The sequence below is a fragment of the Pararhizobium sp. PWRC1-1 genome, from assembly GCF_049897905.1.
GTDB lineage: Bacteria > Pseudomonadota > Alphaproteobacteria > Rhizobiales > Rhizobiaceae > Pararhizobium.
This window is the reverse complement of the sequence record NZ_JAFCXE010000042.1, coordinates 1-26,346: the sequence shown is the minus strand read 5'-3', so window position 1 is coordinate 26,346 and position 26,346 is coordinate 1. Positions and strand designations below refer to the sequence as shown.

Annotated in this window: 29 protein-coding genes, 1 tRNA gene and 1 pseudogene; 13 read left to right on the top strand and 18 right to left on the bottom strand. The window is 60.6% G+C overall.

What is annotated here, in order from left to right; all coding sequences use genetic code 11:
* Positions 1-355: 355 nt before the first annotated feature.
* Positions 356-1,102, top strand: coding sequence for a bifunctional 2-polyprenyl-6-hydroxyphenol methylase/3-demethylubiquinol 3-O-methyltransferase UbiG (gene ubiG, locus ACP7E0_RS33680; RefSeq protein WP_426131574.1), 747 nt, complete (start codon positions 356-358; stop codon positions 1,100-1,102).
* Between the two features lie 61 nt (positions 1,103-1,163).
* Here ubiG and ACP7E0_RS33675 read toward each other — a convergent pair whose 3' ends face one another.
* The 6 genes from ACP7E0_RS33675 to ACP7E0_RS33650 all read right to left on the bottom strand — a co-directional run bounded on the left by ACP7E0_RS33675 (position 1,164) and on the right by ACP7E0_RS33650 (position 4,861).
* Positions 1,164-1,730, bottom strand: coding sequence for a GNAT family N-acetyltransferase (locus ACP7E0_RS33675; RefSeq protein WP_426131572.1), 567 nt, complete (start codon positions 1,728-1,730; stop codon positions 1,164-1,166).
* Positions 1,731-1,888: 158 nt separating this feature from the next.
* Complete coding sequence (locus ACP7E0_RS33670; protein ID WP_426131571.1) at positions 1,889-2,473, bottom strand: DUF3291 domain-containing protein; 585 nt, start codon at positions 2,471-2,473, stop codon at positions 1,889-1,891.
* A gap of 1 nt (position 2,474) precedes the next feature.
* Positions 2,475-2,903, bottom strand: a complete 429-nt coding sequence (locus ACP7E0_RS33665) for a DUF1178 family protein (protein ID WP_426131569.1) — start codon at positions 2,901-2,903, stop codon at positions 2,475-2,477.
* A complete protein-coding gene (locus ACP7E0_RS33660) occupies positions 2,900-3,754 on the bottom strand; it encodes a carbon-nitrogen hydrolase family protein (protein WP_426131567.1) in 855 nt (284 codons plus the stop codon). Before ACP7E0_RS33660 ends, ACP7E0_RS33665 begins: the two co-directional genes overlap by 4 nt.
* Before the next feature lie 12 nt (positions 3,755-3,766).
* A complete protein-coding gene (grxC, locus tag ACP7E0_RS33655) occupies positions 3,767-4,024 on the bottom strand; it encodes a glutaredoxin 3 (RefSeq protein WP_426131566.1) in 258 nt (85 codons plus the stop codon).
* Positions 4,025-4,072: 48 nt separating this feature from the next.
* Complete coding sequence (locus tag ACP7E0_RS33650) at positions 4,073-4,861, bottom strand: ComF family protein (protein ID WP_426131565.1); 789 nt, start codon at positions 4,859-4,861, stop codon at positions 4,073-4,075.
* Between the two features lie 68 nt (positions 4,862-4,929).
* Here ACP7E0_RS33650 and ACP7E0_RS33645 point away from each other — a divergent pair, with 68 nt between their 5' ends.
* Complete coding sequence (locus ACP7E0_RS33645; protein ID WP_426131563.1) at positions 4,930-5,820, top strand: methyltransferase domain-containing protein; 891 nt, start codon at positions 4,930-4,932, stop codon at positions 5,818-5,820.
* A 15-nt stretch (positions 5,821-5,835) separates the two neighbouring features.
* Here ACP7E0_RS33645 and ACP7E0_RS33640 read toward each other — a convergent pair whose 3' ends face one another.
* The 6 genes from ACP7E0_RS33640 to ACP7E0_RS33615 form a co-directional block, all read right to left on the bottom strand.
* Positions 5,836-6,012, bottom strand: coding sequence for a Flp family type IVb pilin (locus ACP7E0_RS33640; protein ID WP_426131561.1), 177 nt, complete (start codon positions 6,010-6,012; stop codon positions 5,836-5,838).
* A 144-nt stretch (positions 6,013-6,156) separates the two neighbouring features.
* Complete coding sequence (locus ACP7E0_RS33635) at positions 6,157-6,477, bottom strand: hypothetical protein (RefSeq protein WP_426131559.1); 321 nt, start codon at positions 6,475-6,477, stop codon at positions 6,157-6,159.
* A gap of 194 nt (positions 6,478-6,671) precedes the next feature.
* The gene (gene mutT / locus ACP7E0_RS33630; protein WP_426131578.1) at positions 6,672-7,085 is read right to left on the bottom strand and encodes an 8-oxo-dGTP diphosphatase MutT; all 414 of its coding nucleotides are present in this window, start codon (positions 7,083-7,085) and stop codon (positions 6,672-6,674) included.
* Between the two features lie 2 nt (positions 7,086-7,087).
* Positions 7,088-7,867 (bottom strand): GNAT family N-acetyltransferase, encoded by a 780-nt coding sequence (locus ACP7E0_RS33625; protein WP_426131557.1) that lies wholly within the window; start codon positions 7,865-7,867, stop codon positions 7,088-7,090.
* Positions 7,867-9,108 carry a bifunctional glutamate N-acetyltransferase/amino-acid acetyltransferase ArgJ gene (gene argJ / locus ACP7E0_RS33620; RefSeq protein ID WP_426131555.1) on the bottom strand — a complete coding sequence of 414 codons (1,242 nt, stop codon included), beginning with the start codon at positions 9,106-9,108 and terminating at the stop codon, positions 7,867-7,869. The genes ACP7E0_RS33625 and argJ overlap by 1 nt, the downstream gene beginning before the upstream one ends.
* A gap of 144 nt (positions 9,109-9,252) precedes the next feature.
* Complete coding sequence (locus ACP7E0_RS33615; protein WP_426131554.1) at positions 9,253-10,119, bottom strand: peptidylprolyl isomerase; 867 nt, start codon at positions 10,117-10,119, stop codon at positions 9,253-9,255.
* Between the two features lie 229 nt (positions 10,120-10,348).
* Here ACP7E0_RS33615 and secA point away from each other — a divergent pair, with 229 nt between their 5' ends.
* The 3 genes from secA (at position 10,349) to ACP7E0_RS33600 (ending at position 16,205) form a co-directional block, all read left to right on the top strand.
* The gene (gene secA / locus ACP7E0_RS33610; RefSeq protein ID WP_426131552.1) at positions 10,349-13,060 is read left to right on the top strand and encodes a preprotein translocase subunit SecA; all 2,712 of its coding nucleotides are present in this window, start codon (positions 10,349-10,351) and stop codon (positions 13,058-13,060) included.
* Between the two features lie 470 nt (positions 13,061-13,530).
* Entirely contained in the window at positions 13,531-14,925 is a 1,395-nt protein-coding gene (locus tag ACP7E0_RS33605; RefSeq protein ID WP_426131576.1) for a lipopolysaccharide biosynthesis protein, read from the top strand.
* A complete protein-coding gene (locus tag ACP7E0_RS33600) occupies positions 14,922-16,205 on the top strand; it encodes a GNAT family N-acetyltransferase (protein ID WP_426131550.1) in 1,284 nt (427 codons plus the stop codon). The genes ACP7E0_RS33605 and ACP7E0_RS33600 overlap by 4 nt, the downstream gene beginning before the upstream one ends.
* 35 nt (positions 16,206-16,240) lie before the next feature.
* On the opposite strand, the gene ACP7E0_RS33595 is transcribed toward ACP7E0_RS33600, so the two are convergent.
* The 3 genes from ACP7E0_RS33595 to ACP7E0_RS33585 form a co-directional block, all read right to left on the bottom strand.
* Complete coding sequence (locus ACP7E0_RS33595) at positions 16,241-17,869, bottom strand: AMP-binding protein (RefSeq protein ID WP_426131548.1); 1,629 nt, start codon at positions 17,867-17,869, stop codon at positions 16,241-16,243.
* A gap of 105 nt (positions 17,870-17,974) precedes the next feature.
* Positions 17,975-18,199, bottom strand: coding sequence for a hypothetical protein (locus ACP7E0_RS33590; protein ID WP_426131546.1), 225 nt, complete (start codon positions 18,197-18,199; stop codon positions 17,975-17,977).
* Positions 18,200-18,470: 271 nt separating this feature from the next.
* Positions 18,471-18,555: transfer RNA gene (locus ACP7E0_RS33585), tRNA-Leu, on the bottom strand.
* Positions 18,556-18,732: 177 nt separating this feature from the next.
* On the opposite strand from ACP7E0_RS33585, the gene ACP7E0_RS33580 reads away from it, so the two are divergent.
* The gene (locus ACP7E0_RS33580) at positions 18,733-19,320 is read left to right on the top strand and encodes a YqaA family protein (protein WP_318414022.1); all 588 of its coding nucleotides are present in this window, start codon (positions 18,733-18,735) and stop codon (positions 19,318-19,320) included.
* Positions 19,321-19,327: 7 nt separating this feature from the next.
* A complete protein-coding gene (locus ACP7E0_RS33575) occupies positions 19,328-19,849 on the top strand; it encodes a disulfide bond formation protein B (RefSeq protein ID WP_426131544.1) in 522 nt (173 codons plus the stop codon).
* A 219-nt stretch (positions 19,850-20,068) separates the two neighbouring features.
* Here ACP7E0_RS33575 and ACP7E0_RS33570 read toward each other — a convergent pair whose 3' ends face one another.
* Both ACP7E0_RS33570 and ACP7E0_RS33565 read right to left on the bottom strand, forming a co-directional pair.
* On the bottom strand, positions 20,069-20,626 hold the full coding sequence (locus ACP7E0_RS33570; RefSeq protein ID WP_426131542.1) for an HNH endonuclease: 558 nt from the start codon (positions 20,624-20,626) through the stop codon (positions 20,069-20,071).
* A gap of 108 nt (positions 20,627-20,734) precedes the next feature.
* Positions 20,735-21,382 (bottom strand): DNA-3-methyladenine glycosylase family protein, encoded by a 648-nt coding sequence (locus ACP7E0_RS33565; protein ID WP_426131541.1) that lies wholly within the window; start codon positions 21,380-21,382, stop codon positions 20,735-20,737.
* Between the two features lie 88 nt (positions 21,383-21,470).
* Between ACP7E0_RS33565 and gluQRS the strand changes: the two genes are divergently transcribed.
* Positions 21,471-22,358 (top strand): tRNA glutamyl-Q(34) synthetase GluQRS, encoded by an 888-nt coding sequence (gluQRS, locus tag ACP7E0_RS33560; RefSeq protein ID WP_426131539.1) that lies wholly within the window; start codon positions 21,471-21,473, stop codon positions 22,356-22,358.
* On the opposite strand, the gene ACP7E0_RS33555 is transcribed toward gluQRS, so the two are convergent.
* Complete coding sequence (locus ACP7E0_RS33555; RefSeq protein ID WP_426131537.1) at positions 22,353-23,285, bottom strand: YihY/virulence factor BrkB family protein; 933 nt, start codon at positions 23,283-23,285, stop codon at positions 22,353-22,355. The two genes, gluQRS and ACP7E0_RS33555, sit on opposite strands and share 6 nt — an antisense overlap.
* Positions 23,286-23,378: 93 nt before the next feature.
* Between ACP7E0_RS33555 and ACP7E0_RS33550 the strand changes: the two genes are divergently transcribed.
* The 5 genes and pseudogenes from ACP7E0_RS33550 to ACP7E0_RS33530 form a co-directional block, all read left to right on the top strand.
* Positions 23,379-24,212: an SDR family oxidoreductase gene (locus ACP7E0_RS33550; RefSeq protein WP_426131535.1), complete on the top strand. Its 834-nt coding sequence runs from the start codon at positions 23,379-23,381 to the stop codon at positions 24,210-24,212.
* A gap of 23 nt (positions 24,213-24,235) precedes the next feature.
* Positions 24,236-24,433, top strand: a complete 198-nt coding sequence (locus ACP7E0_RS33545) for a twin transmembrane helix small protein (RefSeq protein ID WP_060639493.1) — start codon at positions 24,236-24,238, stop codon at positions 24,431-24,433.
* A gap of 3 nt (positions 24,434-24,436) precedes the next feature.
* Positions 24,437-25,015, top strand: a complete 579-nt coding sequence (locus tag ACP7E0_RS33540; protein ID WP_426131533.1) for a cob(I)yrinic acid a,c-diamide adenosyltransferase — start codon at positions 24,437-24,439, stop codon at positions 25,013-25,015.
* A 54-nt stretch (positions 25,016-25,069) separates the two neighbouring features.
* Positions 25,070-25,864 carry a rhomboid family intramembrane serine protease gene (locus ACP7E0_RS33535; RefSeq protein WP_426131531.1) on the top strand — a complete coding sequence of 265 codons (795 nt, stop codon included), beginning with the start codon at positions 25,070-25,072 and terminating at the stop codon, positions 25,862-25,864.
* Between the two features lie 287 nt (positions 25,865-26,151).
* A pseudogene (locus ACP7E0_RS33530) lies at positions 26,152-26,346 on the top strand (electron transfer flavoprotein subunit beta/FixA family protein); the annotation flags it as partial.

Here is a 26,346-nt window from a genome sequence, read left to right as displayed (position 1 = left end):
AATCCGGGCAAACTGAGGTGGGAAATTAAGAAAACACCGCAATGAAAGGCCTGCCCCTCTATGCCGGACCGCCCCCTCATCCGCCCTTCGGGCACCTTCTCCCCGCTGGGGAGAAGAGGCAAACCCACCTCCCCCTTGAGGGGGGAGGTCGCCGCAGCGCGGCGGGTGGGGGTGACCACCACGAACACAAGAGACAATTGCATACGCCGTAGATCACCCCACCCCGGAGCTTCGCTCCGACCCTCTCCCTCAAGGGGAGGGTAAGCTGCCCTCACCGCCCGCGACACTGCCAACCCTTGACTTTCATGGCCGATCGTCCGACTTCACCAAGGGTATCGTCCAAGGAGTTCCGACCATGAGTGAGCAGGCCCGCACTACCATCGACCAGACCGAAGTCGACCGGTTTTCCGCCATGGCCGCCGAGTGGTGGGATCCGAAGGGCAAGTTCCGGCCGCTGCACAAGTTCAATCCGGTGCGCCTCACCTATATCCGCGACCGCGTCTCGGACAATTTCGGCCGCGAGGCCAAAACGCTCCAGCCCCTGAAGGGCCTGCGCGTCCTCGATATCGGCTGCGGGGGCGGCCTCCTGTCCGAGCCGATGGCCCGCATGGGTGCCGACGTGGTCGGCGCCGACGCTTCGGAAAAGAACATCATGATTGCCAAGACCCACGCGGCCGGCAGCGGCGTGGCGGTCGATTATCGCGCGGTCACGGCCGAGTCCCTTGCCGAAGCCGGCGAGACCTTCGATGTCGTGCTCAACATGGAAGTGGTCGAGCATGTCGCCGATGTCGAATTCTTCATGAGCACCTGCGCTTCCATGGTGCGCCCCGGCGGCATGATGTTCGTCGCCACCATCAACCGCACCATGAAGGCGGCAGCGCTTGCCATCTTCGCCGCCGAAAATGTCCTGCGCTGGCTGCCGCGCGGCACCCATCAATACGAAAAGCTGGTCCGCCCCGAAGAACTGGAAAAACCGATCACCGCCAGCGGCATGGAGGTGACCGACCGCACCGGCGTCTTCTTCAATCCGCTGTCGAACCAGTGGAACCTGTCGAAGGACATGGACGTCAACTACATGATCGTCGCCAAGCGCCCGGCGTAAACGCAGGCTTCCCTACCTCTCCCGCCATCGTGTTTGCGGGAGAGACTATCTTCGCGGATCGTCAAACGCCGCCTTGCCGCGCCATCCATTCGTCCCTCAGCAGCGCATAGATGAATTCGTCGCCCCAGACGCCGTTGAACTGGTCGTTCTGGATCAGATGGGCCTCGCGCCGCATGCCCAGCCGTTCGACAACCCCAACGGAACCGGCATTCGCGGCATCAAGCCGGGCAAAGGCCCGGTGGAAATTCAGCCCGGAAAACGCAAATTCCAAAATGGCCCGCATCGCCTCGGTGGCATACCCCTTGGCTGCAAAGGCCGGATTGAAAATATAACCAACCTCCACCTGCCGCGCGATCGCACTTTCAAGCTTCAGCACCACTTCGCCAATGACGGCACCATCCTCACGGCGCTCGACGGCAAACACGGCGGCATCGCCATCCGTGCGAAGCCGCGGCGCGCACGCCCTCTGAAATTTTTCGGCAGCTTCAACTCCATCGAGCGGCTCGGCATAAAGATAACGGTAGACCTCCGGCTGGCTATGATACGCATGAAAAGCCGCAAAATCACCGGGCACAAACCGCCGGATCTCAAGGCGATCTGTCGAAAAGCGAAGGTCGGAAAAATCCATCAGTCTCGAAACTCCATTCTGCATACCGCCCGCAGATGGGTATCAAGCCGTTGAATTAAAAGACTGCTGCACCCTTTCACGTGATCGGGAAAACCCGACGCCTGCCCGGGCCACCTCAAGAAGCCCATACAGCATCATCCCCGCCCAACGCCGCTGTGCTAGACTTTCAGCGTCAGCACATAGGCAAGCAGATCGGCCTGCCCTTTGGCATTTTCTTCCGCGATCCACCGGACTTTGTCCCGGTCGATTGCATAGGCTTCGCCATCAGGGGTGAAGGGTTCTTTGAAGGTGAAGGCTCTGGCCGACACCCCGTGATCGTGGAGATATTCCAGCCGCCCGGCACCATCCGACCAGTCGGGAATGCGGTGCTCCGCTACCCACCACAGCACCAGCGGCGGCCAATTGGGTTTGATGTTCCAGTTGCGCCCGTGTTTCAGCGCATCGGCATGAACGCCATTATAGGAAAACGCCATCAGCGATTCGATATCGGCCCAGAGCGACAGCGACGACGGAGCGCTGTCAAAGCCACTGCCGTTGATGAAGCGTGGAAAAACCTGCCTGCCCCAGCTGCGCGGCCCCGGCACGCCGCGATAGCCGGAGCGGCCGATAAAACCGGACGCCCGCGAGGCCGCCTCGAAGTTGGCCGGTTCACGCGACACGAAGCCCTCGACGCGGGGATCGCCTTCAGGCCCGGCATGCAGGCCGAAATTGTAGATGGCCAGACGGTGCCCGCTGGCCGTCATCTCAGTTCACATCGTCGGGCAGAACCGGCAGGGCGGCGATCTCGATGCCTTCCTCCAGCAGGGTCTTGGCCTCCTCGACCGTCGCCTGGCCGATCAACCCGCGTTGCTCGGCCTCGCCATAATGGATCTTGCGCGCTTCCTCTGGAAACTTCGCCCCGACATCCTCCGCATTTTCGCGAATGGACGTGACCAGTTCGCGGATCTTGGCGACCGCCTCCTTGCGGGCCTGGTCCATCATCAGCACCTTGGTCTCATCCTTCTTGCGGGCCGTCGAGACCGAAGGTGCCATCAGTTCCTTGCCAACGGTAGCAGAACCGCAGACGGGACAGGAAACCAGCCCAAGCTCCGCCTGGCGGTCGAAATCGGCGCTCGAGGAAAACCATCCCTCGAACGAATGGCCGTTGTCACAGGCAAGCGTGTACTTGATCAAGCGGCCACGTCCTTGGAAGCGCTGGGCACTTCCTCCAGCGTAAACGCCCGGCCGTTCTTGAGGTTTGGAATTTTCGCGCGCGCAGCGGCAACCGCACCGATGTCGATATCGGCGACAACGATGCCCTCGCCGGTGCCGCCGGCCGACGCGAGAACACGTCCCCACGGATCGATGATCATCGAATGGCCAAACGTCTCGCGGCCGTCCTCATGCACGCCTGCCTGGGCCGCCGCGATGACGAACATTCCGTTTTCGATGGCGCGGGCGCGCAGCAGGATTTCCCAATGCGCCTCGCCGGTCTGGCGGGTAAAGGCTGCCGGTACCGACATGATCTGCGCCCCGGCCGCAGCCTGCGCCCGGAAAAGCTCGGGAAACCGTACGTCGTAGCAGATGGCGCAGCCGAGCTTGCCGAACGGCAGGTTCACCAGACGCGCCGTGCCGCCCGGCGTATAGGCAGAACTTTCCCGCCAGCTCTCGCCATTGTCGAGATCGACATCGAACATGTGGATCTTGTCGTAATGGGTGATTTTCTTGCCATCCGGCCCGAACAGAAAACCGCGATTGGCCATCTTGTCATCGGCAAGACCGATCGCCGTCGAGCCGACATGCAGATGGATGCCGAGTTCGGCGGCAAGCTTCGACGCTGCAGCAACGATGAGATCATTGCTCTCGTCGCGCAACGCCGTCTTCATCGCAGCGCGGTCCCGCTGCAGCGCACCGGTCATTTCCGGCGTCTGCACATAGGTTGCGCCCTGTGCTGCGGCCTCGCGCACGAGCCGTACCATCGTCTCGGCATTGCGAGCCGGGTCGACACCGGAACACATCTGGATCGCTGCGGCCTTGAGCGTCATGGAAGCGTCTCCTTACGCGGCGAGCATCGCGTCCAGCTTGCCGGCGCGTTCCAGCGCATGCAGGTCGTCGCAGCCGCCGATATGGGCATTGTTGATAAATATCTGCGGGAAGGTCGTGCCGCCGTTCGAGCGCTCGATCATCTTCTGCCGAACCTCCGGCGCATAGGTCGCGTCATGTTCCTCGAACGTCACGCCCTTGGTTTCCAGAAGTTTCTTCGCGGCGGAACAATAGCCGCAGAATTGACGGGTATAAATGACGACCGAAGCCATGAGTTGATCTGCTCCTTCGCCGGCCCTGCGCCAGCATCACATACCGTGTCATATAAGACCGGACACGGCTCTTGCAAAGGTCAAAACGGTGACATCCGCCGCCCCCGCCTTCTTCAGCGCCCTTGTGGCGGCCGATACCGTCGCCCCTGTCGTATAGACATCGTCGACCAGAACGACCCGCTTGCCGAACAGCGCCGCCTTGCCGGCCTCCGTCACCGAGAAAGCGCCGCGCACATTCTCCTGCCGCTGGCTGACGCCCAGCCCCACCTGCTGGGCGGTGCGTCTGTTGCGGATCAGCGCGGCGGCCAGAGAAGGTTTACCCGAGCTATGGGCAATCGCCCGGGCAAGCTCGGCGGACTGGTTGAACTTGCGGCTCCAGAGCCGAAAAGCATGCAGCGGCACCGGAACGACCACATCGCAGGCCGCAACGGTGCCGTCGCTGGCCCTTATCATCCATTCCGCCATCATCACCGCCAGATCGGTGCGGTCGCGATATTTCAGGCCGTGGACGAGCGACTTGGCAATACCGTCATGGATGGCAACGGAGCGCAGCCGCTCGAACACCGGCGGATTGGCGATCGCATCGGCCGAAAGGATGCCGGCCCCCAGATCATGCGAAAATGGCAGCCCGAGAACCTCGCAATACGGCCGCTCGATCAGCCGCAGCGTTGCCCAGCACGAGGCACAGACACCGCGATGCCGCCCGGTCATCCGGCCGCAACCGGCACAGACCGGCGGATAGACCGCATCCACCGCAGCAGACCACAGACCGCGCAGACCTGCACGCAAGCTATTGGCCAGCCGCCACCCCGGATTTTCCGCCTCTTCATCCCCCATGAGGTTGACATTACGGCGAGCCGGGTTTCATTGCGATCAGATTTTTGGGCGATCAGGAAAGCAAAGCCATGGATATCGTTTTCGACCAGACGCTCATCGAGGCCCGCCGCAAGCGCGCCTTTCGCAACGGCGATCCGAAGGCGCAATTCCTGCTGGAGATTGCAGCGCAAGAGCTGTCCGAACGCCTGAGCGTGGTCGAACGGCATTTTGACAAGGCTGTCGAACTGCATGGCTATACCGGCCTGACGGCCCGCTACATCGCCAACACCGGCAAGGTGACGGACATCGAGCGGGTCGAAACGGATGCCGCTTTTGCCGCCATGGATGAAAAAGTCTCCGTCGCATCACTGGAGACGGTGCCGCTCGCAGCAGAATCGGCAAACCTCATCGTTTCCCCGCTGTCGCTGCATCTGACCAACGACACACCCGGCGTGTTCATCCAGGTGCGCCGGGCGCTCAAACCCGATGGCCTGTTTCTCGCCGCCATTCCCGGCTCCGGCACCTTGCAGGAATTGCGCGAGGTGCTTCTTGCCGCCGAAAGCGAATTGACCGGCGGCGCCAGTCCGCGTGTCATCCCCTTTGCCGATGTCCGCGATATCGGTGCACTCCTGCAACGTGCCGGCTTCAGCCTGCCGGTCGCCGATACCGAAAGCTACACGGTACGTTATGCGTCGCTGTTTTCGTTGTTGAAAGACCTGCGCTCGATGGGAATGACCAATCCGCTCGCAGCCCGCAGCCGCAAGCCGCTGACCCGGCGCTTTTTCGTACGCGCCGCCGAAATCTACGCCGAGCGTTTTGGCGACCCGGATGGCCGCATCCGGGCGACGTTTTCGATCATCTATATTTCCGGCTGGGCACCGCACGAAAGCCAGCAGAAACCGCTGAAACCCGGCTCGGCAAAGCAAAGGCTATCCGATGCGCTGAGCACGCGCGAACTGCCGTTGAAAGGTGAACAATAGGATTGTCCGCAAGCCTTAGATGGGCCCGGCACCAATGATGGCGGTGGTGATCGTCTGAAAGACGGCGAGCAGGGAATCCGAGAACGCCCCTAGCCCGACCATCATGCCGATCGAAATCAGGGTGGCCAGCAGACCATACTCGACTGCCGTGGCACCGGATTTGTCTTTCCAAAGGCGAATCAGTGTCTTCATGTGCTCCCAGCCTGCCCTGCGCATGCCCATCGGATTACTTCATCCGAAGCGCGAGCATGCGCCCTGTCAATATCGGAATCGGCATCGACCCCAGGCTGGCAGCGAACCGGAACACGGGGCAAGAAGCCCGGGCTCACAGGGACATCAGCAACCGCTTTTGTTGCCATCACTGTCGATAATGCAGACTGCGCCCGGCATTTCCTGCAGCACGCTGCGGCGCACTGTGTAACGCTTTGTAGGCGGGCTGCTCGGGATCGATCCTGTCTGAATACTATCGTAGTCGATCGGCGCGTCGGCCAGCACCTTGTTGTCCGTCTTCGACGTCATCATCGGCGTCAGAATGAGGGTCAGCGCGATGACGGCAGTACCGAACAGCAGCGACAGATTAAGCGCACCGGTGCGGCGGCTCTGGGGTGTCGCCAGATCCTTGTCCTGTACCGTTCTCCAAAAATCGTCATCGACCATCGTCTGCCTCTTCGAATACGTGCGTTTCCCTGAAGCCGGTCTACTCACCGCTTCACCATGTCAACGCCAATAAAAAACCGGCATCGGTTACGGGAATCATCCCCAAACCATTAGACACCAGTACTTACTCGAAGCTGATTTTGCGGGAGGGTGATAAATGTTCGATTAATAAAACAGAAATTTCGAGGATAGGTTCAGAGCAAATCCATTAAATAGGGGATAAGTGGCTCGTCGGCTGGCGGCATCGGGTAGTCGCGCAGGGCATTTGGGCGAACCCATTTCACCGCCTGGCCTTCCCGCCCATGGGCGGCACCTTCATAGCGCCGGCAGACATAGAGCGGCATCAGCAGATGAAAATCGTCATAGGTGTGGCTGGCAAATGTCAAAGGCGCCAGGCACGCGACCTTGGTGCGCACCCCCAGCTCCTCGTCCAGTTCACGGATCAGCGTTTCTTCCGGCGTTTCCCCAGGCTCGACCTTGCCGCCGGGAAACTCCCAGAGCCCCGCCAGCGACTTGCCCTCCGGCCGCTGAGCGAGAAGTATCCGGCCGTCGCTGTCGACCAGCGCGCAGGCCGCAACCAGAAGAATTTTTCGGCCGGCAACGTCCATCATCATTCCCCTTCGCGCCGGTAGGCATACCGGTAGACATCCCTGAAGCCGAACTTGCGATAAAGCTTGATCGCGGCGTCATTGTCGCTCTCGACCGAAAGCCAAGCGGTGCGGGCACCACGCAGACGGGCCCAGCGCAGCGAGGCGTTGACGATGGCGCTACCGACACCCTGCCGCCGGACGCTCTGAGCAACAGCCACCTGCAAGATACCGGCAAGATCATTGTCATGAACGGCGAGCGATACTGCGATCGGTCCTTCGTCCTGCGCCTCGAAGAGAAACAGCCCGCATTCCGCCTTGATCGCGTTGATGACTTCGGTGAGACCCGCCTTGTCCTGGCTGCTTTCACCACAGATCTGCAGCCGCGCATCGACAAAACGGCCGACATCGCGCAACGGCAGATGCTCGATCGATTCCGTCGTATCGTTCGGTGGAATATCCGCCATCATGACGATGGTCTCAGAAAATACCGGCCAGTTATGCTGATCCATGTAGGCAATCAGCGGCGGCGGGGTCAGCGGCGTCTGGCGAACGGTCAGCGGCCGTCCATAGTCGGAAAAGCGCTTGGCAGCCTTTAGAAGCCTGATCTCGATATCGCGGCTGTCGGACGGATCGAGCGGATTGACCGAATTCAGCCGTTTGGAATCATGGCCCGCCGTCAAGCGGATCAGCCAGCTGCCGTCATACTGTACCGAAGCCGCAGGCCAGGCGCGAAAACCGACGGCCTCCAGACGGCGGACGTTCGGCAGATCGGCTTTCGAAATTGTATCCTGCACTGCCATCAGCTCCGGTAGTCGCCGTTGATCTCGATATATTCCTTGGTCAGATCGCAGGTATAGACGGTCGCCTTGCCGGACCCGAGACCGATCTCGACGCGGATGGCGATGTCTTGTTCCTTCATCACGGCCGTAGCCGCGGCCTCCGAATAGGTCGGATCGCGCTCGCCATCGACTGCGACGCGAACATCGCCGAACCAGATCGCCAGCCGGTCGCGGTCGGCCAGTTCGCCGGATTTGCCGACGGCCATGACCACGCGGCCCCAATTGGCGTCCTCGCCGGCAACCGCCGTCTTCACCAGCGGCGAATTGGCAATCGACAGACCAATGCGCTTGGCAGCCTGGTCGCTCTCGGCACCCTCGACGGTAACCGCAACCATCTTGCGCGCACCTTCGCCATCGCGAACCACCTGCAGCGCCAGATCGCGCAGGAGATCATTCAGCGCTGCACGGAAACCATCGAGCGCCGGATCGGTGGGGCTGACGATCTTCGTCTGGCCATCCTTGCCGGCAGCACCGGTGGCAAACAGCATCAGCGTGTCGGAGGTGGAGGTGTCGCTATCGACGGTGACGGAGTTGAAGGTCGGGCCTGTGCCTTCCGACAACAGAACCTGCAGGGCGTCCGGGGCGATATCCGCGTCGGTAACGACGAAGGACAGCATCGTCGCCATATCTGGCGCGATCATGCCGGCGCCCTTGGCGATGCCGTTGATGGTGATGGTGACGCCGCCGATCTCGGCGGTACGGGTCGACACTTTCGGATAGGTATCCGTGGTCATGATCGCCTTGGCGGCCTCAAACCAGAAATCGCTGGTCGCCTGCACGGTCATGTGGCCGAGAACACCGGCAAATTTGGTCGCATCCAGCGGTTCGCCGATGACGCCGGTGGACGCAAGAAACACTTCGCCGGTCGAGCACCCAACCGCTTGCGAAGCGGACTGCGCCGTCAGCTCGGTCGCAGCCCTGCCCTTCTTGCCGGTAAAGGCATTGGCATTGCCGGAATTGACGACCACGGCACGGGCAATGCCGCCAGACAGGTTCTGACGGCAGAAATCGACGGGAGCCGACGGGCAGCGCGACTTGGTAAAGACGCCGGCGACAGAGGCCGGTTCATCGAAAACCATCAGCAGCACATCGGTCCGGTTCTTGTACTTGATACCGGCTGCGGCGGTTGCCATGCGGACACCGCGCACGGGCGGCATGTCGGCGAAAGATTTCGGAGCAAGCGGGGAAACGGAACCGGACATGATCAACCCTGTTTAGCGATGATGGCCCGGCCTGCGGGCCCACAAACGAAATCCCGAAGAGCCTGACGCCTCCGGGACCTGTGTCGTTCACTGTATATCAGAAAGGCGTGACCGGCCGAAGACGAAGGGTCACGCTCGATCTCATCAGTTGGCGGTCGCGGCTTCTGCCTTGTTCGCCTCGTCATAGGCCTTCTTCAGGGCCGGGTCGGTGATATCGACGCCGGCATCCTTCTTGGCCGCAGCCAGAAGCTCGATGTACTTGTCGCGCATGACCAGCTGCTTGACCTGCGGCTCGACCTGTTCAAACGGCGGCGGGGGCTGCATGCGCTTGTCTTCGAGCAGAATGACGTGGAAGCCGAACTGGGTCTTGACCGGCACTTCCGTGTACTTGCCCTTTTCGAGCTTGAAAGCGGCTTCCGAGAATTCCGGAACCATGCGATCCTTGGTGAAGTAGCCGAGATCACCGCCATCAGCCTTGTTCGGGTCGGTCGACTTTTCCTTGGCGATGGTCGCGAAGTCCTTGCCGGCATCCAGATCCTTGATGATCGCCTTGGCTTCTTCCTCGGTCTTCACCAGGATATGGCGGGCTTTGGCTTCTTCCTGCGCAGGGATCTTGGCGATTTCCACGTCGTAGCGGGCCTTGACCTCTTCCGGCTTGACGGCATCGACAACGTGCTTCTTGAAGAAGGCGTTGTGCAATTCGCGATCGGTCAGATAGGCGAGACGCTTCTTGAAGTCCGCATCGTTCTGCAGGCCTTCCTTGTCGGCGTCCTTGGCCAGCAACTTGACGTCGATCAGACCGGAAAGCGCGGCGGCGCGCTTCTGATCGTCCGGCAGCTGTGCCAGCTGCGGATCAAGGCCGGTAAGGGCGTAGTCCAGCTCCGACTGGTGGATTTCCGTGACGCCAACCTTGGCGATGACGGGATCGGCGGCATCCTGTGCCGCTGCCGGGCCTTGGGCGGCCATGACAGCGATCAGGGCAACCGCCGCAAGCATTTTGTATTTCAACATCCTCATACCTTCCACGCTGGTCTCCGAAACCGCGGTCACGGCCGGCCTGAAACGTTCCACATCATCAGATTGTGGCCGTTCTGTAGCCTTGGCGTGCCTCAACTCCGTTGACATAATTCGACCCCCCTCTTATCTGTCACGCAACCTCGCGTCCAGAACAGTTCCGGGCGTTTCATAGTATTTCGCGGAAATTGACCGCGTTGGCGACATAGAAGAAAGGACCATTCTTATGGTCAGTCTCGGCGGCATCGCCCGCAAAATCTTCGGTTCATCGAATGACCGCCGTGTGCGGGGCTACAAAGCCAAGGTCGATGCCATCAATGCGCTGGAAGCTGAAACCAAAGCGCTTTCCGATGAAGCTCTAGCCGCCAAGACCGTCGAGTTCCGCCAGCAGTTCGCCGACGGCAAGACGCTCGATGATCTCCTGGTGCCCGCCTTCGCCGTTGCCCGCGAAGCTGCACGCCGGGCGCTTGGCCTGCGACCTTTTGACGTCCAGCTGATCGGCGGGATCATCCTGCACGAAAAATCGATCGCCGAAATGAAGACCGGTGAAGGCAAGACGCTGGTGGCAACGCTGCCGGTCTACCTCAACGCAATTGCCGGCAAGGGCGTTCACGTCGTCACGGTCAACGATTACCTCGCGACCCGCGACTCGGCGACGATGAACCGGATCTATTCGTTCCTCGGACTGACGACGGGCGTTATCGTCCACGGCCTGACCGACGACCAGCGCCGCGCTGCCTATGCCTGCGACGTTACCTACGCGACCAACAACGAACTCGGCTTCGATTATCTCCGCGACAACATGAAGTACGAGCGCAACCAGATGGTCCAGCGCGGCCACTTTTTCGCGATCGTCGACGAAGTCGACTCTATCCTCGTCGACGAAGCGCGCACGCCGTTGATCATCTCCGGCCCGCTCGACGACCGCTCCGATCTCTACAACACCATCGACAAGTTCATTCCGATGCTGTCGCCGGAAGACTACGAGATCGACGAAAAACAGCGCTCCGCCAATTTCTCAGAGGACGGCACCGAGAAGCTGGAAAATCTTCTGCGCGAGGCGAACCTGTTGAAGGGCGAAACGCTTTACGACGTCGAGAACGTCGCGATCGTCCATCACGTCAATAACGCATTGAAGGCCCACAAGCTTTTCCAGAAGGACAAGGACTACATCGTCCGCAACGACGAGATCGTCATCATCGACGAATTCACCGGCCGCATGATGCCGGGCCGTCGTTATTCGGAAGGCCAGCACCAGGCGCTTGAGGCCAAGGAAAAGGTCACCATCCAGCCGGAAAACCAGACGCTGGCCTCGGTTACCTTCCAGAACTATTTCCGCATGTATTCGAAGCTCGGTGGCATGACCGGTACGGCCTCGACGGAAGCCGAGGAATTCGGCAACATCTATGGCCTGGAAGTCGTGGAAGTACCGACCAACCTGCCGATCAAGCGTATCGACGAGGACGACGAAGTCTACCGGACGGTCGAAGAGAAATACAAGGCGATCATCGCCGAGATCAAGGAATCGCAGGATCGCCAGCAGCCGGTTCTGGTCGGCACGACCTCGATCGAAAAATCCGAGCTTCTCGCCGAAATGCTGAAGAAGGCTGGCTTCACCAACTTCCAGGTTCTGAACGCCCGCTATCACGAGCAGGAAGCCTATATCGTTTCACAGGCCGGCGTTCCGGGTGCGGTCACGATCGCCACCAACATGGCCGGCCGTGGTACTGACATCCAGCTCGGCGGCAACCTTGAAATGCGCGTTGAACGCGAACTCGGCGAGATGGAACACGGCCCCGAGCGCGACGAAAAGGAAGCCGCGATCAAGGTCGAGGTCCAGCGACTGAAAGACATCGCTCTCGCTGCCGGCGGCCTCTACGTTCTGGCAACCGAGCGCCACGAAAGCCGCCGTATCGACAACCAGCTGCGTGGCCGCTCCGGCCGTCAGGGCGACCCCGGCCGCTCGAAATTCTTCCTGTCGCTGCAGGACGACCTGATGCGCATCTTCGGCTCCGACCGGATGGATTCGATGCTGCAGAAGCTTGGCCTCAAGGAAGGCGAAGCGATCGTCCATCCCTGGATCAACAAGGCGCTGGAACGCGCCCAGAAGAAGGTCGAAGCCCGCAACTTCGACACCCGCAAGAACCTTCTGAAATACGACGACGTGCTCAACGATCAGCGCAAGGTGATCTTCGAGCAGCGCATCGAGATGATGGATGCGACCGATATTTCCGAAACGGTCGCCGACATGCGCCACGAGGTCATCGAGGACATAGTGGCCAAGCGCATTCCAGAAAAAGCCTATGCCGAACAGTGGGATGCCGTCGGCCTCAAGACCGACGTGCAGAACTCGCTCAACCTCGACCTGCCGATCATCGAATGGGCTGCCGAGGAAGGCATCGACGAGAACGATATTCGCGAGCGCATCACGGCCGAAGCCGACAAGGCCGCAGCAGATCGCGCCGAGCGGTTCGGCCCGGATATCATGCTCTATGTGGAACGCTCCGTGGTTCTGCAGACCCTCGACCATCTGTGGCGCGAGCATATCGTCAACCTCGATCACCTGCGCTCAGTCATCGGTTTCCGTGGCTACGCCCAGCGCGACCCGCTGCAGGAATATAAGTCGGAAGCCTTCGAGCTGTTCCAGGCACTGCTGGCCAACCTTCGCCAGGCCGTGACGGCACAATTGATGCGCGTCGAACTGGTGCGTGAAGCCGCCGAAGCACCGCAGCCGGTACCGCCGGAAATGGTCGGTCATCACATCGACCCCGACACCGGGGTCGACGACTTCGCCGACAGCGTCAACCTGAACTTCGTCGAGCCGGAAAACCGCAATCCCCAGGATCCGTCGAGCTGGGGCAAGGTTTCCCGCAACGAGGCCTGCCCTTGCGGTTCGGGCAAGAAATACAAGCACTGCCACGGTACGTTTGAAGCATAAGCATCGGAAACTTGATTTTATAGGCGTTATCGCTTATTTCTGAAGTGGCAGACGGGACGGCAATCCCGTCTGCCTTGGACTTACTTAGCGAAGTTTACCCGGACTGCTATTGACCAGCCAGTCCGGGTTTTCCGCATCATAAGCGTGATGCTAAATGGCTTTTGCCACATAGAACACCTCCAGATTCGATAGCAAGGCCGTTGCCACAGCCGGGGAGCCCGTCTTCCCGGTTGCGTGGGCCGGCACCACGCACGCTGCTTCTGCCCCCGAATGCAACCGATAATAGCATATCGATTGTCGTCGTCAGCATCCTGAAACTCGCCTTGTGGGATTGGTTCCGGACAGCGAAACCGTGCGCCGCAGGCTCTATCTCCACCGTTTGTTAACGCTGTTCTGTCAAGACTGGCAGCCTGTTTTGCGTAGTTTTGGGTATTTCAGTGTTCATCGCAGCCTGTCAAACCGCTGGTCGAATTTTGCCGCCCGCAGTGAGGGACCGGCTGTCGCCGCTGGTTGAAAAACTCATTCCCGTACTGACGAGCAGCGATCCCAAACACCTTGCGCAACGCATGGCGCTTGTTGCCTTTGCCATCCGCGTCGTCAGCGCCGCCATCGCCTTCGTATCGCAGATCATCCTGGCCCGCGTCATGGGCGAATTCGAATACGGCATTTTCGTTTTCGTCTGGGTGCTGGTGGTTCTGTTCGGAAACCTGTCCTGCCTTGGTTTCCACACCACGATCATCCGCTTCCTTCCGCAGTACCGTGCCCGCGAAGCCATGGCCGAAATCCGCGGAATGACGGCGACCGTCCGCATCTTCGCGCTCCTGTCGGCGACCGGCGTTGCCATCCTCGGCATCGGCGGCCTCCGGTTGTTCGGCGAACATATCGAAAGCTATTATATCCTGCCGCTTTATCTCGGTATCTTTTCCCTGCCGATGATTGCGCTGGGGGATGTGATGGAGGGAACGTCGCGTGCCCATAGCTGGGCCGTTTCGGCGATGAGCCCGACCTATATCGTCCGGCCCCTGCTGATCCTCGTCTTCATGATGCTGGCGGTGGCATTCGGCGAGCCGCATACCGCCCAGACCGCGATGATCGCGGCCATGGCTGCAACCTATCTGACCAGCGTCAGCCAGTTCTTCATCCTCACCTGGCGGTTGCGCCGCCGGTATCTCAAAGGGCCGAGCCGGATCGAATTCGGCGCATGGTTCCGCGTTGCGCTGCCGATCTTCCTGATCGAGGGGTTCGGCTTCATGCTCACCAATTCCGACGTCGTCATCGTCGGGCTTTATCTCGATCCGGCCAGCGTCGCGATCTATTTTGCCGCCGCCAAGACCATGGCGCTGGTGCATTTCGTGATGTTCTCGGTCAAGGCAGCAGCCTCGCCCCGCTTCTCCGCTGCGATGGCCAGTCCTGATCGCCAGCAACTCGCGGTCATTGCGGTGGAAAGTGCCAAATGGTCGTTCTGGCCATCGCTCCTGGTCGGCCTGATGGTACTTGCCTGCGGCTCGTTCCTCTTGTCGCTATTCGGTCCGGCCTTCGTCTCCGGTTATCCGCTGATGGCGATCCTGTTTGCCGGCATCATAGCTAAGGCGTTGGTCGGTCCTGCCGAAGCCTTCCTGACCATGGCTGGCCAGCAGAAGCTTTGTGTTGCGCTTTATGCGGTAGCCCTCGTCTGCAATCTGGCGCTCAACGTCACGATGATCCCGATGTTCGGGCTGACCGGTGCTGCGATGGCCACCGCCGGGGCGATGTTTGTCGAAGCGATCCTTCTCCATCTCGCGGTCCGCCGCACCTTCGGCATTGTCCTGTTTGCCTTCGCCGATCCGCATGCCAGAATCATCAAATCAGAGGCACCCCGCTCATGACCGGCAACCCGCATTTTCCTGACGACGCCAACAGCCGGTCGGCACGCATCCTCGGCGGCCTCGTTCAGCCGGTGCCCGATCAGCCCGTTGCCGACAACACCATCGCCATCGGCCGCCCCGGCCGCCAGCTTTGCTTTTATCCGGCACGCCAGGGCTATGAGTTGCAGACGGAGCTGGATTTCCTCTCCAACCGGGCAATGGAGCCGAACGTCTTCTTCACCGGCCGTTTCCTGGCGCCAGCCATGCCGCGGCTTGAAGACCGGATCATCCGGCTGGCGCTGATCCGCGACAACGACGAACGCCGCAGCCGCATCCGCTTCCTGATGCCGTTTTCGATCGAGAAGCCGGGCTTTTCGATCGGCGCCCCGATCATCCGCGCCTGGTCCAATCCGTTCGGCCCGCTCGGCGTGCCCCTGCTCGACGCCGAGGATGCGGCCGAAACCATCGACAATTTTTACGAGGCGCTCACCTCCCCGGCGGCGAAACTGCCCGGCGTTCTCGTGCTGCCCGACATCCGCCTCAAGGGCAAATTCGCCCAGCTTGCCCGCGCTGTTGCCATCGGCCGCAACTTCCCACTGACGGTGACCGACACCTTCTCCCGGCCGATGTTGGAAAGCCTGCAGGACGGACAGACCTATCTGCGCCACGCGATCAGCGCATCGCATCTGCGGGAACTGCGCCGGCAATGGAACCTTCTGGAGAAGGTCGGAAGCGTTTCCTACAATGTCGCCCGCCAGCCCGGTGAAATCCGTGTTCGCATGGAAGAGTTCCTTGCGCTGGAAGCGAGCGGCTGGAAGGGCAAGCAGCGCACGGCCATGGTGCTCGACCGCTACCGCGCCGCCTTTGCCCGCGAAGCGATCACAAATCTGGCCGAAGCCGACAGCGTACGCATCCATACGATCGACCTTGACGGCACGGCCATTGCCTCGATGATCGTCTTCATGATGGCGGGCGAGGCCTATACCTGGAAGACGGCCTATGACGAACACTATGCGAAATATTCTCCCGGCAAGCTGCTCCTCGCCGAACTGACCGAATGGCATCTCGACGATGCCAATATCGTGCGTTCCGACAGTTGCGCCGTTCCCGACCATCCGCTGATGAGCCGTTTCTGGGAAGAGCGCGAGGAGATGGGTACGCTGGTGATCGGCCTGAACCAGAACCGCGACCGCGACGTGCGCCAAGTGGCGGCCCAGCTGCATCTTTATCGGAACACCCGCAACATGGCGCGGCTGCTGCGTGAAAAAATCCGTTCGCTGGCCCCACGCTCGCTGCGATAGAGGGAAACACCGGCGCAGGGGAAGAGAGATGAGCCTCAGCCCTCTGCCGCTGCCCGATCGCGCAGGATACGGCGGATCACCTTGCCGGATGTGGTCAAGGGCAGGCTGTCGAGAAACGCGATCTCACGCGGGTATTCATGCATTGACAGGCGGGTCTTGACCCAGTTGCGGATCTCCGCTTCCAGCGCCGGTCCGGCCTCGCAGCCTGGTTTCAGCACGATATAAGCCTTGACGATCTCGGTGCGTACCGGGTCCGGCTTGCCGATGGCGGCTGCAAGCTGCACGGCCGGATGGCCAGCCAAACAGTCCTCGATCTCGCCGGGGCCGATCCGGTAGCCGGACGACGTGATGACATCATCGTCACGCCCGAAGAAAGTGACATATCCTTCTTTGTCCTGAACGCCCTGATCGCCTGTCGTCATCCAGTCGCCGATGAATTTTGCCGATGTGGCCGCTTCGTTCTTCCAGTAGCCAAGAAACATCACCGGATCAGGACGGCGCACGGCCACCTGCCCGACAGTGCCGACCGGAAGCGCCCTGCCCTCGCCGTCGATGATCGCAACGTCATGGCCGGGCGCCGCCTTGCCCATGGAGCCGGGTTTCAGCACGCCGAGATTGGCAGCCGAGGAGAGCACGATATTGCACTCCGTCTGGCCGTAGAATTCGTTGACCGGTAAGCCAAAAGCCTCGCTTGCCTGCTCCCAGGTCTCACGGCCAAGCGATTCCCCGGCAGACCCGATGGTGCGCAGGTTGAGACGATAAAGCGAACGCGGATTTTCGACCGACTTCATCAGTCGCAGCGCCGTTGGCGGGATGAAGGCGTTACGCACGTCCATCTCCTCCAGAATGCGAAAAGCCATATGCGGGTCGAATTTCTGGCCGAGGGAGGAAACAACGGGAACGCCGAGCAGCAGAGAGGGCAAGAGCGCATTCAACAAACCGCCCGCCCAGGCCCAGTCCGCCGGCGTCCACATCCGGTCGCCCGGTTGCGGCAGGAAGGCGTGGTGGAATTGGAAGCCAGGGATGTGACCAAGCAGAACCCGGTGCCCATGCAGCGCGCCCTTCGGCGGGCCGGTCGTGCCCGATGTGTAGATCATCATAGCCGGATCATCGGGCGTCGTATCGGCAGGGGCAAAATTCGGCGCCGACGTTTTCGTAAGGGCTGCGAAGCCGACGGTTTCCGGCGCCTCGTGATCCACCAGGACGACGGCCTTCAAGTCTGGCAGCTGGCCGCGGATTTCTGCAATTTTCTCGTAGCCGAAGCGGTTGGTGACGATGGCGGATGCACCCGCATCCCGCAACCGGTATTCAAGCGCTTCGACGCCGAACAACAGCGCCAGCGGCAGCGCAATGGCGCCAAGCTTGTAGATCGCCGCATGGGCGATGGCCGTTTCGAAACTCTGCGGCAGAAGGATCGCCACCCGGTCTCCGGGCCTGACGCCCTGTTGTAACAACCCCTGGGCGAAGGCAGAGGATTGCGCCGCGAACGCGCCATAAGTCAGCGACAGGTGGGTACCATCCGGGCTGAAATGCTGCAGGCAGATCCTCCCAGGCTCACGCGCAGCCCAGTCATCGCTGACAGCTACGCCGATATTGAACTTTTCGGGAATCTGCCAGCGGAAGTCGCGGCGGAGATTGTCATAGGTATAGCTGATCGGAAGCATGTGCCCGCCGCAAGAAATTTCGCTGCAGCGCACCTAACACTTCCGGATCAGGAAATTCAACTGAAGCCCGCGCCGATCCTGAAGCAACCGCGTGCTATCGCCGCATCAGGACGCAAAGACGACTTCACGGCTGTGGCGATCATTCAACGCACCAAGCAATTCGTCCTGCGTTGTATATCCGGCAAAGAACAGATCGATGACGGCACCGGCGGCACTGACGCCCTCCTGGCTGCGCAAACGGACACCGCGTTCGGCGCACCACGAGAACAGGGCTCCGGACAACGCATCAACATCGTCGAAAATGGCGCAGGACGTAGCAGACTGGGACATGCTCGACTCCATGGTTGCAGGCAAAGTGTGCCGATGGGGGATTGATGTGTTCCAGACTGGGCAACGCCGAAGAATTTTGCAATCGCGATGCAACAGGGCGGTTAATCGTCTTTTCGACCTGTTCCGATTTGGAGCAAACCAACGGCGATATCCACGATTCGCACGCCGGATAGTTGTGTTTCGATTAATCAAGTTGCGTGCCGCGCGCAAATCGTCGGCACGCTCGACTACGCGATTCGAAACCTATGCAATTCTGATTGGAAAATTGAAGTGGTGCCCCGTGCCGGAATCGAACCAGCACTCCTCTCGGAACCTGATTTTGAGTCAGGCGCGTCTACCAATTCCGCCAACGGGGCACGGATACCTTTCGGGGTAGCAAAAAGCGTTTACACGAACCGTTTCGGAACGGTCAACCGGGATTTTGCAGATCGGCGGGTGGGAATCACAAAACTGTGCAATTCGCATCCGCAGCAAATCATTTACAGCATGGCCAATCCTGCCTAAAAGGCGGGAACCGAAACTGGAAATGCTTGATGCTTCGACGCCTTTACGACTGGACCATGTCGCTCGCCGCCCGGAAATCCGCCGAAGCGTGGCTCGCAGTCATCGCTTTCGTCGAAAGTTCCGTCTTCCTGGTTCCAGCCGACGTTCTCTTCCTGCCGATGGCGCTGGCCCGGCCGGAGCGTGCCTATCGTTACGCGCTGGTGGCGACGATTGCCTCCGTGCTCGGCGGCATCGCCGGCTGGTATATCGGCCATTACGCGTTTGAGGCGCTCGCCAAGCCGATCCTGCATTTCTACGGCAAGCTCGAAGCCTTCGAGGCGATGAAGGCATCGGTTGGCTACGAAACACTGGTGCTGCTGCTTGTCACCTCTGGCCTTGCGCATTTGCCGCCGATCAAGGTGGTGACCATTCTCTCCGGCGCTGCCAACATCAATCTCGGCCTGTTCATCGTCTCGGCGATCGTTGCCCGCGGTGCCCGCTTCTTCCTGTTGGCCTGGCTTTTGCAGCGCTACGGCGAAGAAATCCGCGATTTTATCGAAAAGCGTCTCGGTCTGCTGGCAGCGGCTGCCGCCGGCCTGCTGATCGCCATGTTCGCTGCCTACCGTTTCCTTGCCTGACATTCCGATGGAGCCCTCCGTGAGCGACAGCCTGCCCCAGCCACCCCGCGGCCTTCTGCCGTCTGTCCTCGCCACACTCGGCATGACAGGCACTGTCGGCGGTGCGCTCGCCTTCGAGCATATTGGCGGCTATATCCCCTGCGCGCTCTGCCTGATACAGCGCACGCCCTATTACTGGGGCATTCCGATCGGCATCGTCGCGATTGCCACTTCGGTTCTGCGGCTCCCCGTATGGACGACGCGTGCTTTGCTTGTGGTCATCGGTATCCTGATGCTGGTGGGTGCCGGAACAGGCATCTATCACGCTGGCGTCGAATGGCATTTCTGGGAAGGGCCGGCAACCTGCGCGACATCGGCATCGGGCGTTTCCGGTAATGTCGGCGACCTGCTCGGCGATCTCGACAGCAAACACGGCCCATCCTGCACGGATGCGTCCCTGCGCGTGCTCGGTCTTTCCTTTGCCGGCTGGAACGTCATTGCCAGCCTAATCCTGGCGGCGATTGCGCTGCGTGGTGCTGCCAAGGCGTAATCGGTTCGCCGATGAGCGCCCGAGTTATCTCGAACAGAGTATCCCGAACCCCATCTTCCTCGCCCTTGTGGCGGGGATCCAGTTGCGCCGCGTCTGCGGCGCATAAGACTCTTTTGACGCGACAGACGTCGCGTGGCCGGATTCCTGTGACGGGCACAGGAATGACGGAGGGTCTGGGGCCACCTGCCTCGCTCTACTCCCGAGAAATGCTCAGAACCGCTACGGCTGCAGTTCGACATCCCAGTAGAGATAGTCCATCCAGCTGTCATGCAGATGGTTTGGCGGGAACAGCCGGCCGTTGTTGTGCAGATCCTGAACCGTCGGGTGGAACGGTTTCTGGTGCGGGAACATGCCCGCCAGGCGCGGCATCTTTCCGCCCTTGCGCAGATTGCAGGGCGAGCAGGCAGCGACGACATTTTCCCAAGTGGTCTGGCCGCCGCAGCAGCGCGGGATCACGTGGTCGAAGGTCAGATCATCCGGTGACCCGCAATACTGGCATTCGAACCGGTCACGCAGGAACACGTTGAACCGCGTGAAGGCCGGATGACGGGACGGCTGCACGTAGCTTTTCAGGCAGACGACACTTGGCAGGCGCATGGAAAAGCTGGGGGATGAGACCTGATGATCGTATTCGGCCAGGATATGCACGCGGTCTAGGAAAACGGCCTTGATCGCGTCCTGCCAGGACCACAGCGACAAGGGGTAATAACTCAGTGGCCTATAGTCAGCGTTCAGCACGAGCGCTGGGAGGCCGTGTGGTGAGACTGCAATCGTCAAGCCAGTATACTCCTGCTCGATTCGGCACCTGCACCTTCTATATTAGGCCCGTTGCGTCAGGATTGTGAAGCCAAAAGGAAAAAGGAAACAAAAGATTCGCTTTTTGCCTTATGGAGTGGCCGGCGTGCCATCCCGGCGCATTTCGGTGGCATAGTAGGCCCAAAACAGACGCGCAGCGACACTGCGCCATGGCGCCCAGAGCTCGGTCAGCGAATCAAGCTCACGCACCGACGGGCGCATCTCCAGCATCAGTGCATGGCTGACTGCATTTTGCAGGGCAACGTCTCCGACCGGAAACACATCGGGATGGCCGGCGCAGAACAACAGATAGACTTCAGCGGTCCAGCGGCCGACACCCTTGATGGCGGTCATTTCGCGGATCGCGGCACTGCCCTCGACCGAACAGATCGCCTCCAGATCAAGTTCGCCGTCGAGCACGGCCCGTGCGACCCGCCGCAGCGTATCGGCCTTGGCGCGCGATAGGCCAACCAGACGGCAATCGTCGTCGGACATGGCCGTGACGCTGGCAGCATCGATAGCACCGAGTGCGGCTTCCATGCGGTTCCAGATGGCGGCTGCGCTGGCTTTCGAAACCATTTGCGAGACGATGATATTGGCGATGCCGCGATAACCGGGATCGGCGCGGCGCAGCGGCACCGGGCCTGCCTTCGACACGACATGTTCCAGGCGCGCATCGAGCATCACCAGACCATTGAGGCCGGCATTGATATCCTCATGCGTGCGGATGATCCGCATCTCCAGCCCTCCGGTGCGACATCGACATTCGGTCTATATAAGGGCAAAATCGATGGCTGGAAGCGCGCTTCCGTGCCAAGAAGAAATTATGAACAAAACTGTGCCAAAACAACCGGTGTTCCGGTTCGCACCAAGCCCGAACGGCCAGCTTCATCTTGGCCACGCGCTATCGGCAATTCTCAATCATGACATGGCAAAAGCAGAGCGCGGACGCTTGCTGCTGCGGATCGAGGATATCGACATTGCCCGCTGCACGCCGGAATTCGAGGCTGGGATAGTCGAGGACCTCGCATGGCTGGGGCTCGACTGGGAAAAACCGGTGCGGCGGCAATCGGAGCATCTTGATCTCTATCGCCAGTCGCTCGGCAGGTTGATCGACCGGGATCTGGTCTATCCGGCATTTTTGACGCGGGGCGCGATCAAGACCACCGTTGGCGAGTTCGAGGCAAAGGGCAAAGCCTGGCCGCGCGATCCGGACGGCGCGCCGCTTTACCCCGGCGAGGAACGCAAGCTATCGGCCGATGCCCCGCAGCGCTTGCTGGCCGGCGGCAAACCGCATGCGTGGCGGCTGGATATGGCCAAGGCGCTGGCTGAGCTGAAGGAGCCGCTGACATGGCAGGAGAGCGGCACCGGTCCGGATGGTCAAACCGGCGTGATCGCGGCCGACCCTGCCGGTTGGGGCGATGTGGTGCTGTCACGCTCGGACGCGCCGTCGAGCTATCACCTGGCGGTAACCGTCGATGATGCGCTGCAGGGTGTCAGCCATGTGGTCAGGGGTAACGATCTCTTCCACGCAAGTTCGGTGCACCGGCTGCTGCAAAGCCTGCTCGATCTTCCCCAACCAACCTATCACCACCACCAGCTGATCCTTGGCCCCGACGGCCGCAAGCTGTCGAAGAGCAATCGCGACACCGGCATCGCCGCCTTCCGGGAAGCCGGCAAGACCCCCGACGATGTCCGGGCGATGGTCCTATAGGACGTTTTCCCTCGGAATCTCTGTCTCCCCGGCTGCGCTCTCCACCTTAACCACATCTTCCCGCGGTCCCATGATGTGGCGGATCACCATGCGCTTGACCTTGTATTTCATGATCGCGGCATTGATCTCGGCGCCGAGAATGAAGATGACCCCGACGATATAGAGGAAGACCAGCGCGATCATGATCGAGGCGAGACCCGCATAGGTCGAGACATAGGTGGCGAAAGTGGCGATGTAGGAGGCAAAGACATAGGCGCCGATCGACCAGGCCGCGAGCGTCAGGATGATGCCCGGCAGGACATCCATGATCTTACGCCGCCCATCCGGCAGCCAGAGATGGCTGACGATGAGGCCGGTGGTCAGCATGACAAACACGCCGACAAGGCTCCAGCTGTCGATCATGGTCAAGAGGCCGTTGAACCACGGCAGATACGTGCCGGCATAGCGGATGGCCAGCGGCACGGCCACGAGCAGCAGGCTGACGATCGCGAGGACCAATACGCCGGCAAGGACGAAGGCAAGGCTTGCCACCCGGGTCTTGTACCAGGCCCGGCTTTCGGCCACCCGGTAGGCGCGGTTGAGCGACACCCGCAACGCCTCGACACCGTTGGAGGCGAAATAGGCGGCGGCGAGAACCGACAGGGTGAGCAGCCCGCCGCGCGGAATGGTTAGCACCCGCACCACTTCGTCCGAGATGGGCTTGGCGATCGATTCCGGCCAGGTATCGAAGATGAAATGCACCGCCGTCGTTGCGAACTGGTCGGCGCCGAGAAAGCTGCCGAGTGCGGTGCCGAAGATCAGGAACGGAAAGATCGCCAAGAGGGTGGAGAGCGCCACATGGCTTGCCATGGCCCAGCCGTCGTCTTCGCTGAAATGCCAGACGGCATCGAAGACGACCTTCCAGGCTATGCGAATGAAGGCCGGCATTCTCTCTCCAACTGTCTCATCATGCTCCCCGGATTGTAACCCGTTCATGAATATGGGAAACCGGACGGCAATTTCTACAGGAAACCACCCATTATGACCGACCGTCCCTCGATAATCGTCACCGGCTGCTCCTCCGGCATTGGTGCATGGTGTGCGCGCGCCCTCTTAAAGGACGGCTGGCGGGTGTTTGCCACCGTCCGGAAAGTGGAGGATCTTGCCGCGCTCGAAAACGACGGCATCGAAGCCTTCCTGATGGATTATACCAAACCGGACACCATATCCAAACTTGTCGATGACGTGTTTGCCCGAACCGGCGGCAGGCTGGATGCGCTGTTCAACAACGGCGCCTATGGCCAGGCGGGTGCCGTCGAGGACCTGCCGGTGGAGGCATTGCGGCTGCAGCTGGAAACCAACGTTATCGGCTGGCACGATCTGACACGGCGGATCATCCCGGCGATGCGGGCACAGGGCCACGGCCGCATCGTCCAGTGCTCATCCATTCTCGGGATTGTACCGTTTAAGTGGCGGGGCGCGTATAATGCGTCGAAATTCGCCTTGGAAGGCCTGACGCTGACCATGCGCATGGAGCTTGAAGGCAGCGGCATCGACGTGAGCCTGATCGAGCCGGGGCCGATTACCTCGCGCTTCACCGCCAATGCGATCATCAACATCGAACGCTTCATCGACCTCAAGGGTTCGGTGCATGCTGTGGAATATGAACGGCAGATGCGGCGGCTGAGGGGCGAAAGCGGCCCGGCAAAGGGCAAGCTTGAGCCCGATGCGGTGTATACTGCGCTGAAACGCGCATTGACCGCGAAGAAGCCGAAGCCGCATTACATCGTGACCCAGCCGGCCAAACAGGGTGCGCTTCTGAAGAAACTGCTGCCGGCCGGACTGTTTTATCGTTTCATCAGCCGCTTCGGCTGAGCTGAAAGGCAAGGGTAAGTCACATGCATAGTTTTCTCACCGGTTTGACATTGCTCGTCATGGGCCTTGTCGCCATCGTTCTGATCCGCGGCCTCCTGCACATGGCCAAGGGCGGCGACGGCAACACATCCAACAAGCTGATGCAGGCCCGCGTGTTCCTGCAGGCGGTGGCGATCGTCCTGATCATGCTGACGCTGTGGATTACCGGCGGCGGCCGCTGACACATGGTGAAGCTCAACAAGATCTATACAAAGACCGGCGACGACGGCACGACGGGCCTCGCCACCGGGCCGCGCCGCCTGAAAAGCGACCTGCGCGTCGAGGCCTATGGCACGATCGACGAGACCAACTCCTTCATCGGACTGGCGCGCCAGCATACGGCGGAACTTCTCACGCTCGATGCGATGCTGATGCGCATTCAAAACGACCTGTTCGACCTTGGCGCCGATCTTTCGACGCCCGATACCGGCGAGACGTTGGCCTATGAACCGTTGCGGATCATCGCCGCGCAGGTGACCCGGCTGGAGGCAGAGATCGACGAATTGAACGCTGATCTCGATCCGCTGCGTTCATTCGTTCTGCCCGGTGGCAGCGGCGCTGCAGCCACATTGCACATCGCCCGCACCGTGGCACGGCGGGCGGAGAGGCTGATGGTGGAGCTTGCCCGGGTGGACGGCGAGATAGTCACCGGCGAAGCGCTCGCCTATGTCAACCGTCTCTCCGATTTCCTCTTCGTTGCCGCCCGTTTGACCAATAGCAAAGGACAATCCGATGTGCTTTGGGTTCCCGGAAAAAACAGATAAGTTAAAAACAGATAAGCCTGACGCTGATCACCGCTTCGAGGGACCGACGCGCCTATGTTCATACCGCTGCACGACGCGAATTCCCTCAAGCATATCAAGGTCCAGTATGTCACGATCAGCCTGATCGTCGTCAACACGCTCGTCTGGCTGATCACCGGGCCGCTGCTGATGCCGGAAGAGTTCACCAATGCCGCGACGATGGGCCTGGGCTACATCCCCGCCATCGCCTTCGATTATGCGCATCTGGCGCCGAACCTGGTGCTGGTTCCCGACGACGCCACATATCTCACCTATTCCTTCCTGCATGGCGACTTCTGGCATCTGGCCGGCAACATGCTGTTTCTTTGGGTGTTCGGCGACAATGTCGAGGATGCGCTGGGGCATTTCCGCTTCCTTATCTTCTATCTTCTCTGCGCGGCCGCCGGCGCATTGACGCATGGGCTGATCAACACGGAATCGCAAGCGCCGCTGATCGGCGCATCGGGCGCGATTTCCGGCGTCATCGCTGCCTATTTCCTGCTGCATCCGAAGGTGCGCGTCTGGGTGCTGGTGCTGTTCCGCATCCCATTGCCCCTGCCCGCCTTCATCCCGCTGGCCTTCTGGATCGGCCAGCAATTCTTCATGCTGATCATTGACCCGGAAGGCGGCGTGTCATGGGGTGCACATGTCGGCGGCATCATTGCCGGGCTGATCCTGGTGGTCATTTTGCGACGTCGCGGCGTTCCGCTGTTCGATCGCACGATCGTCACGCCACGGGCCGTGCGGCATGTTGAAGCAGTAGCAGTGGGAGCGCCACCTGCTGCTGCCGAGACGATCAAGAAACCCACGCCCTGGGGCCGGCCCACCTGACTTTAGCCCGACAATGGCGGAATTGCTGCGATCGCCGATTGAAAACAGTGCGTTAATGGCTTGCCCACAACGGCTGGTCGCCACGGCTATGCAGAAGAAGACTGCGTTCTTCCGATTCGATGTTGACGTGAACGTAAACGTCAGTATTTTTCCGGTGGCAATCTTGACAGGGAGCAAGGGGCAAAGATTGTAATTGGAGAAAAAACGCGTATCGATGTCGCCAACCGACAATCAGGCCGCTGCGTTAAAGCGCATTTTCTCGCAAACGTTTCGTAAGGAAGGACATCATGAAAGTTCTGGTCACCGTCAAGCGTGTCGTCGATTACAACGTGAAGATCCGGGTGAAGCCGGATGGATCGGGTATCGAGCTTGCCAATGTGAAGATGTCGATGAACCCGTTCGACGAGATTTCGGTCGAGGAGGCGTTGCGGCTGAAGGAAGCCGGCAAGGTCGAGGAAGTGGTCGTCGTCTCCGTCGGCCCG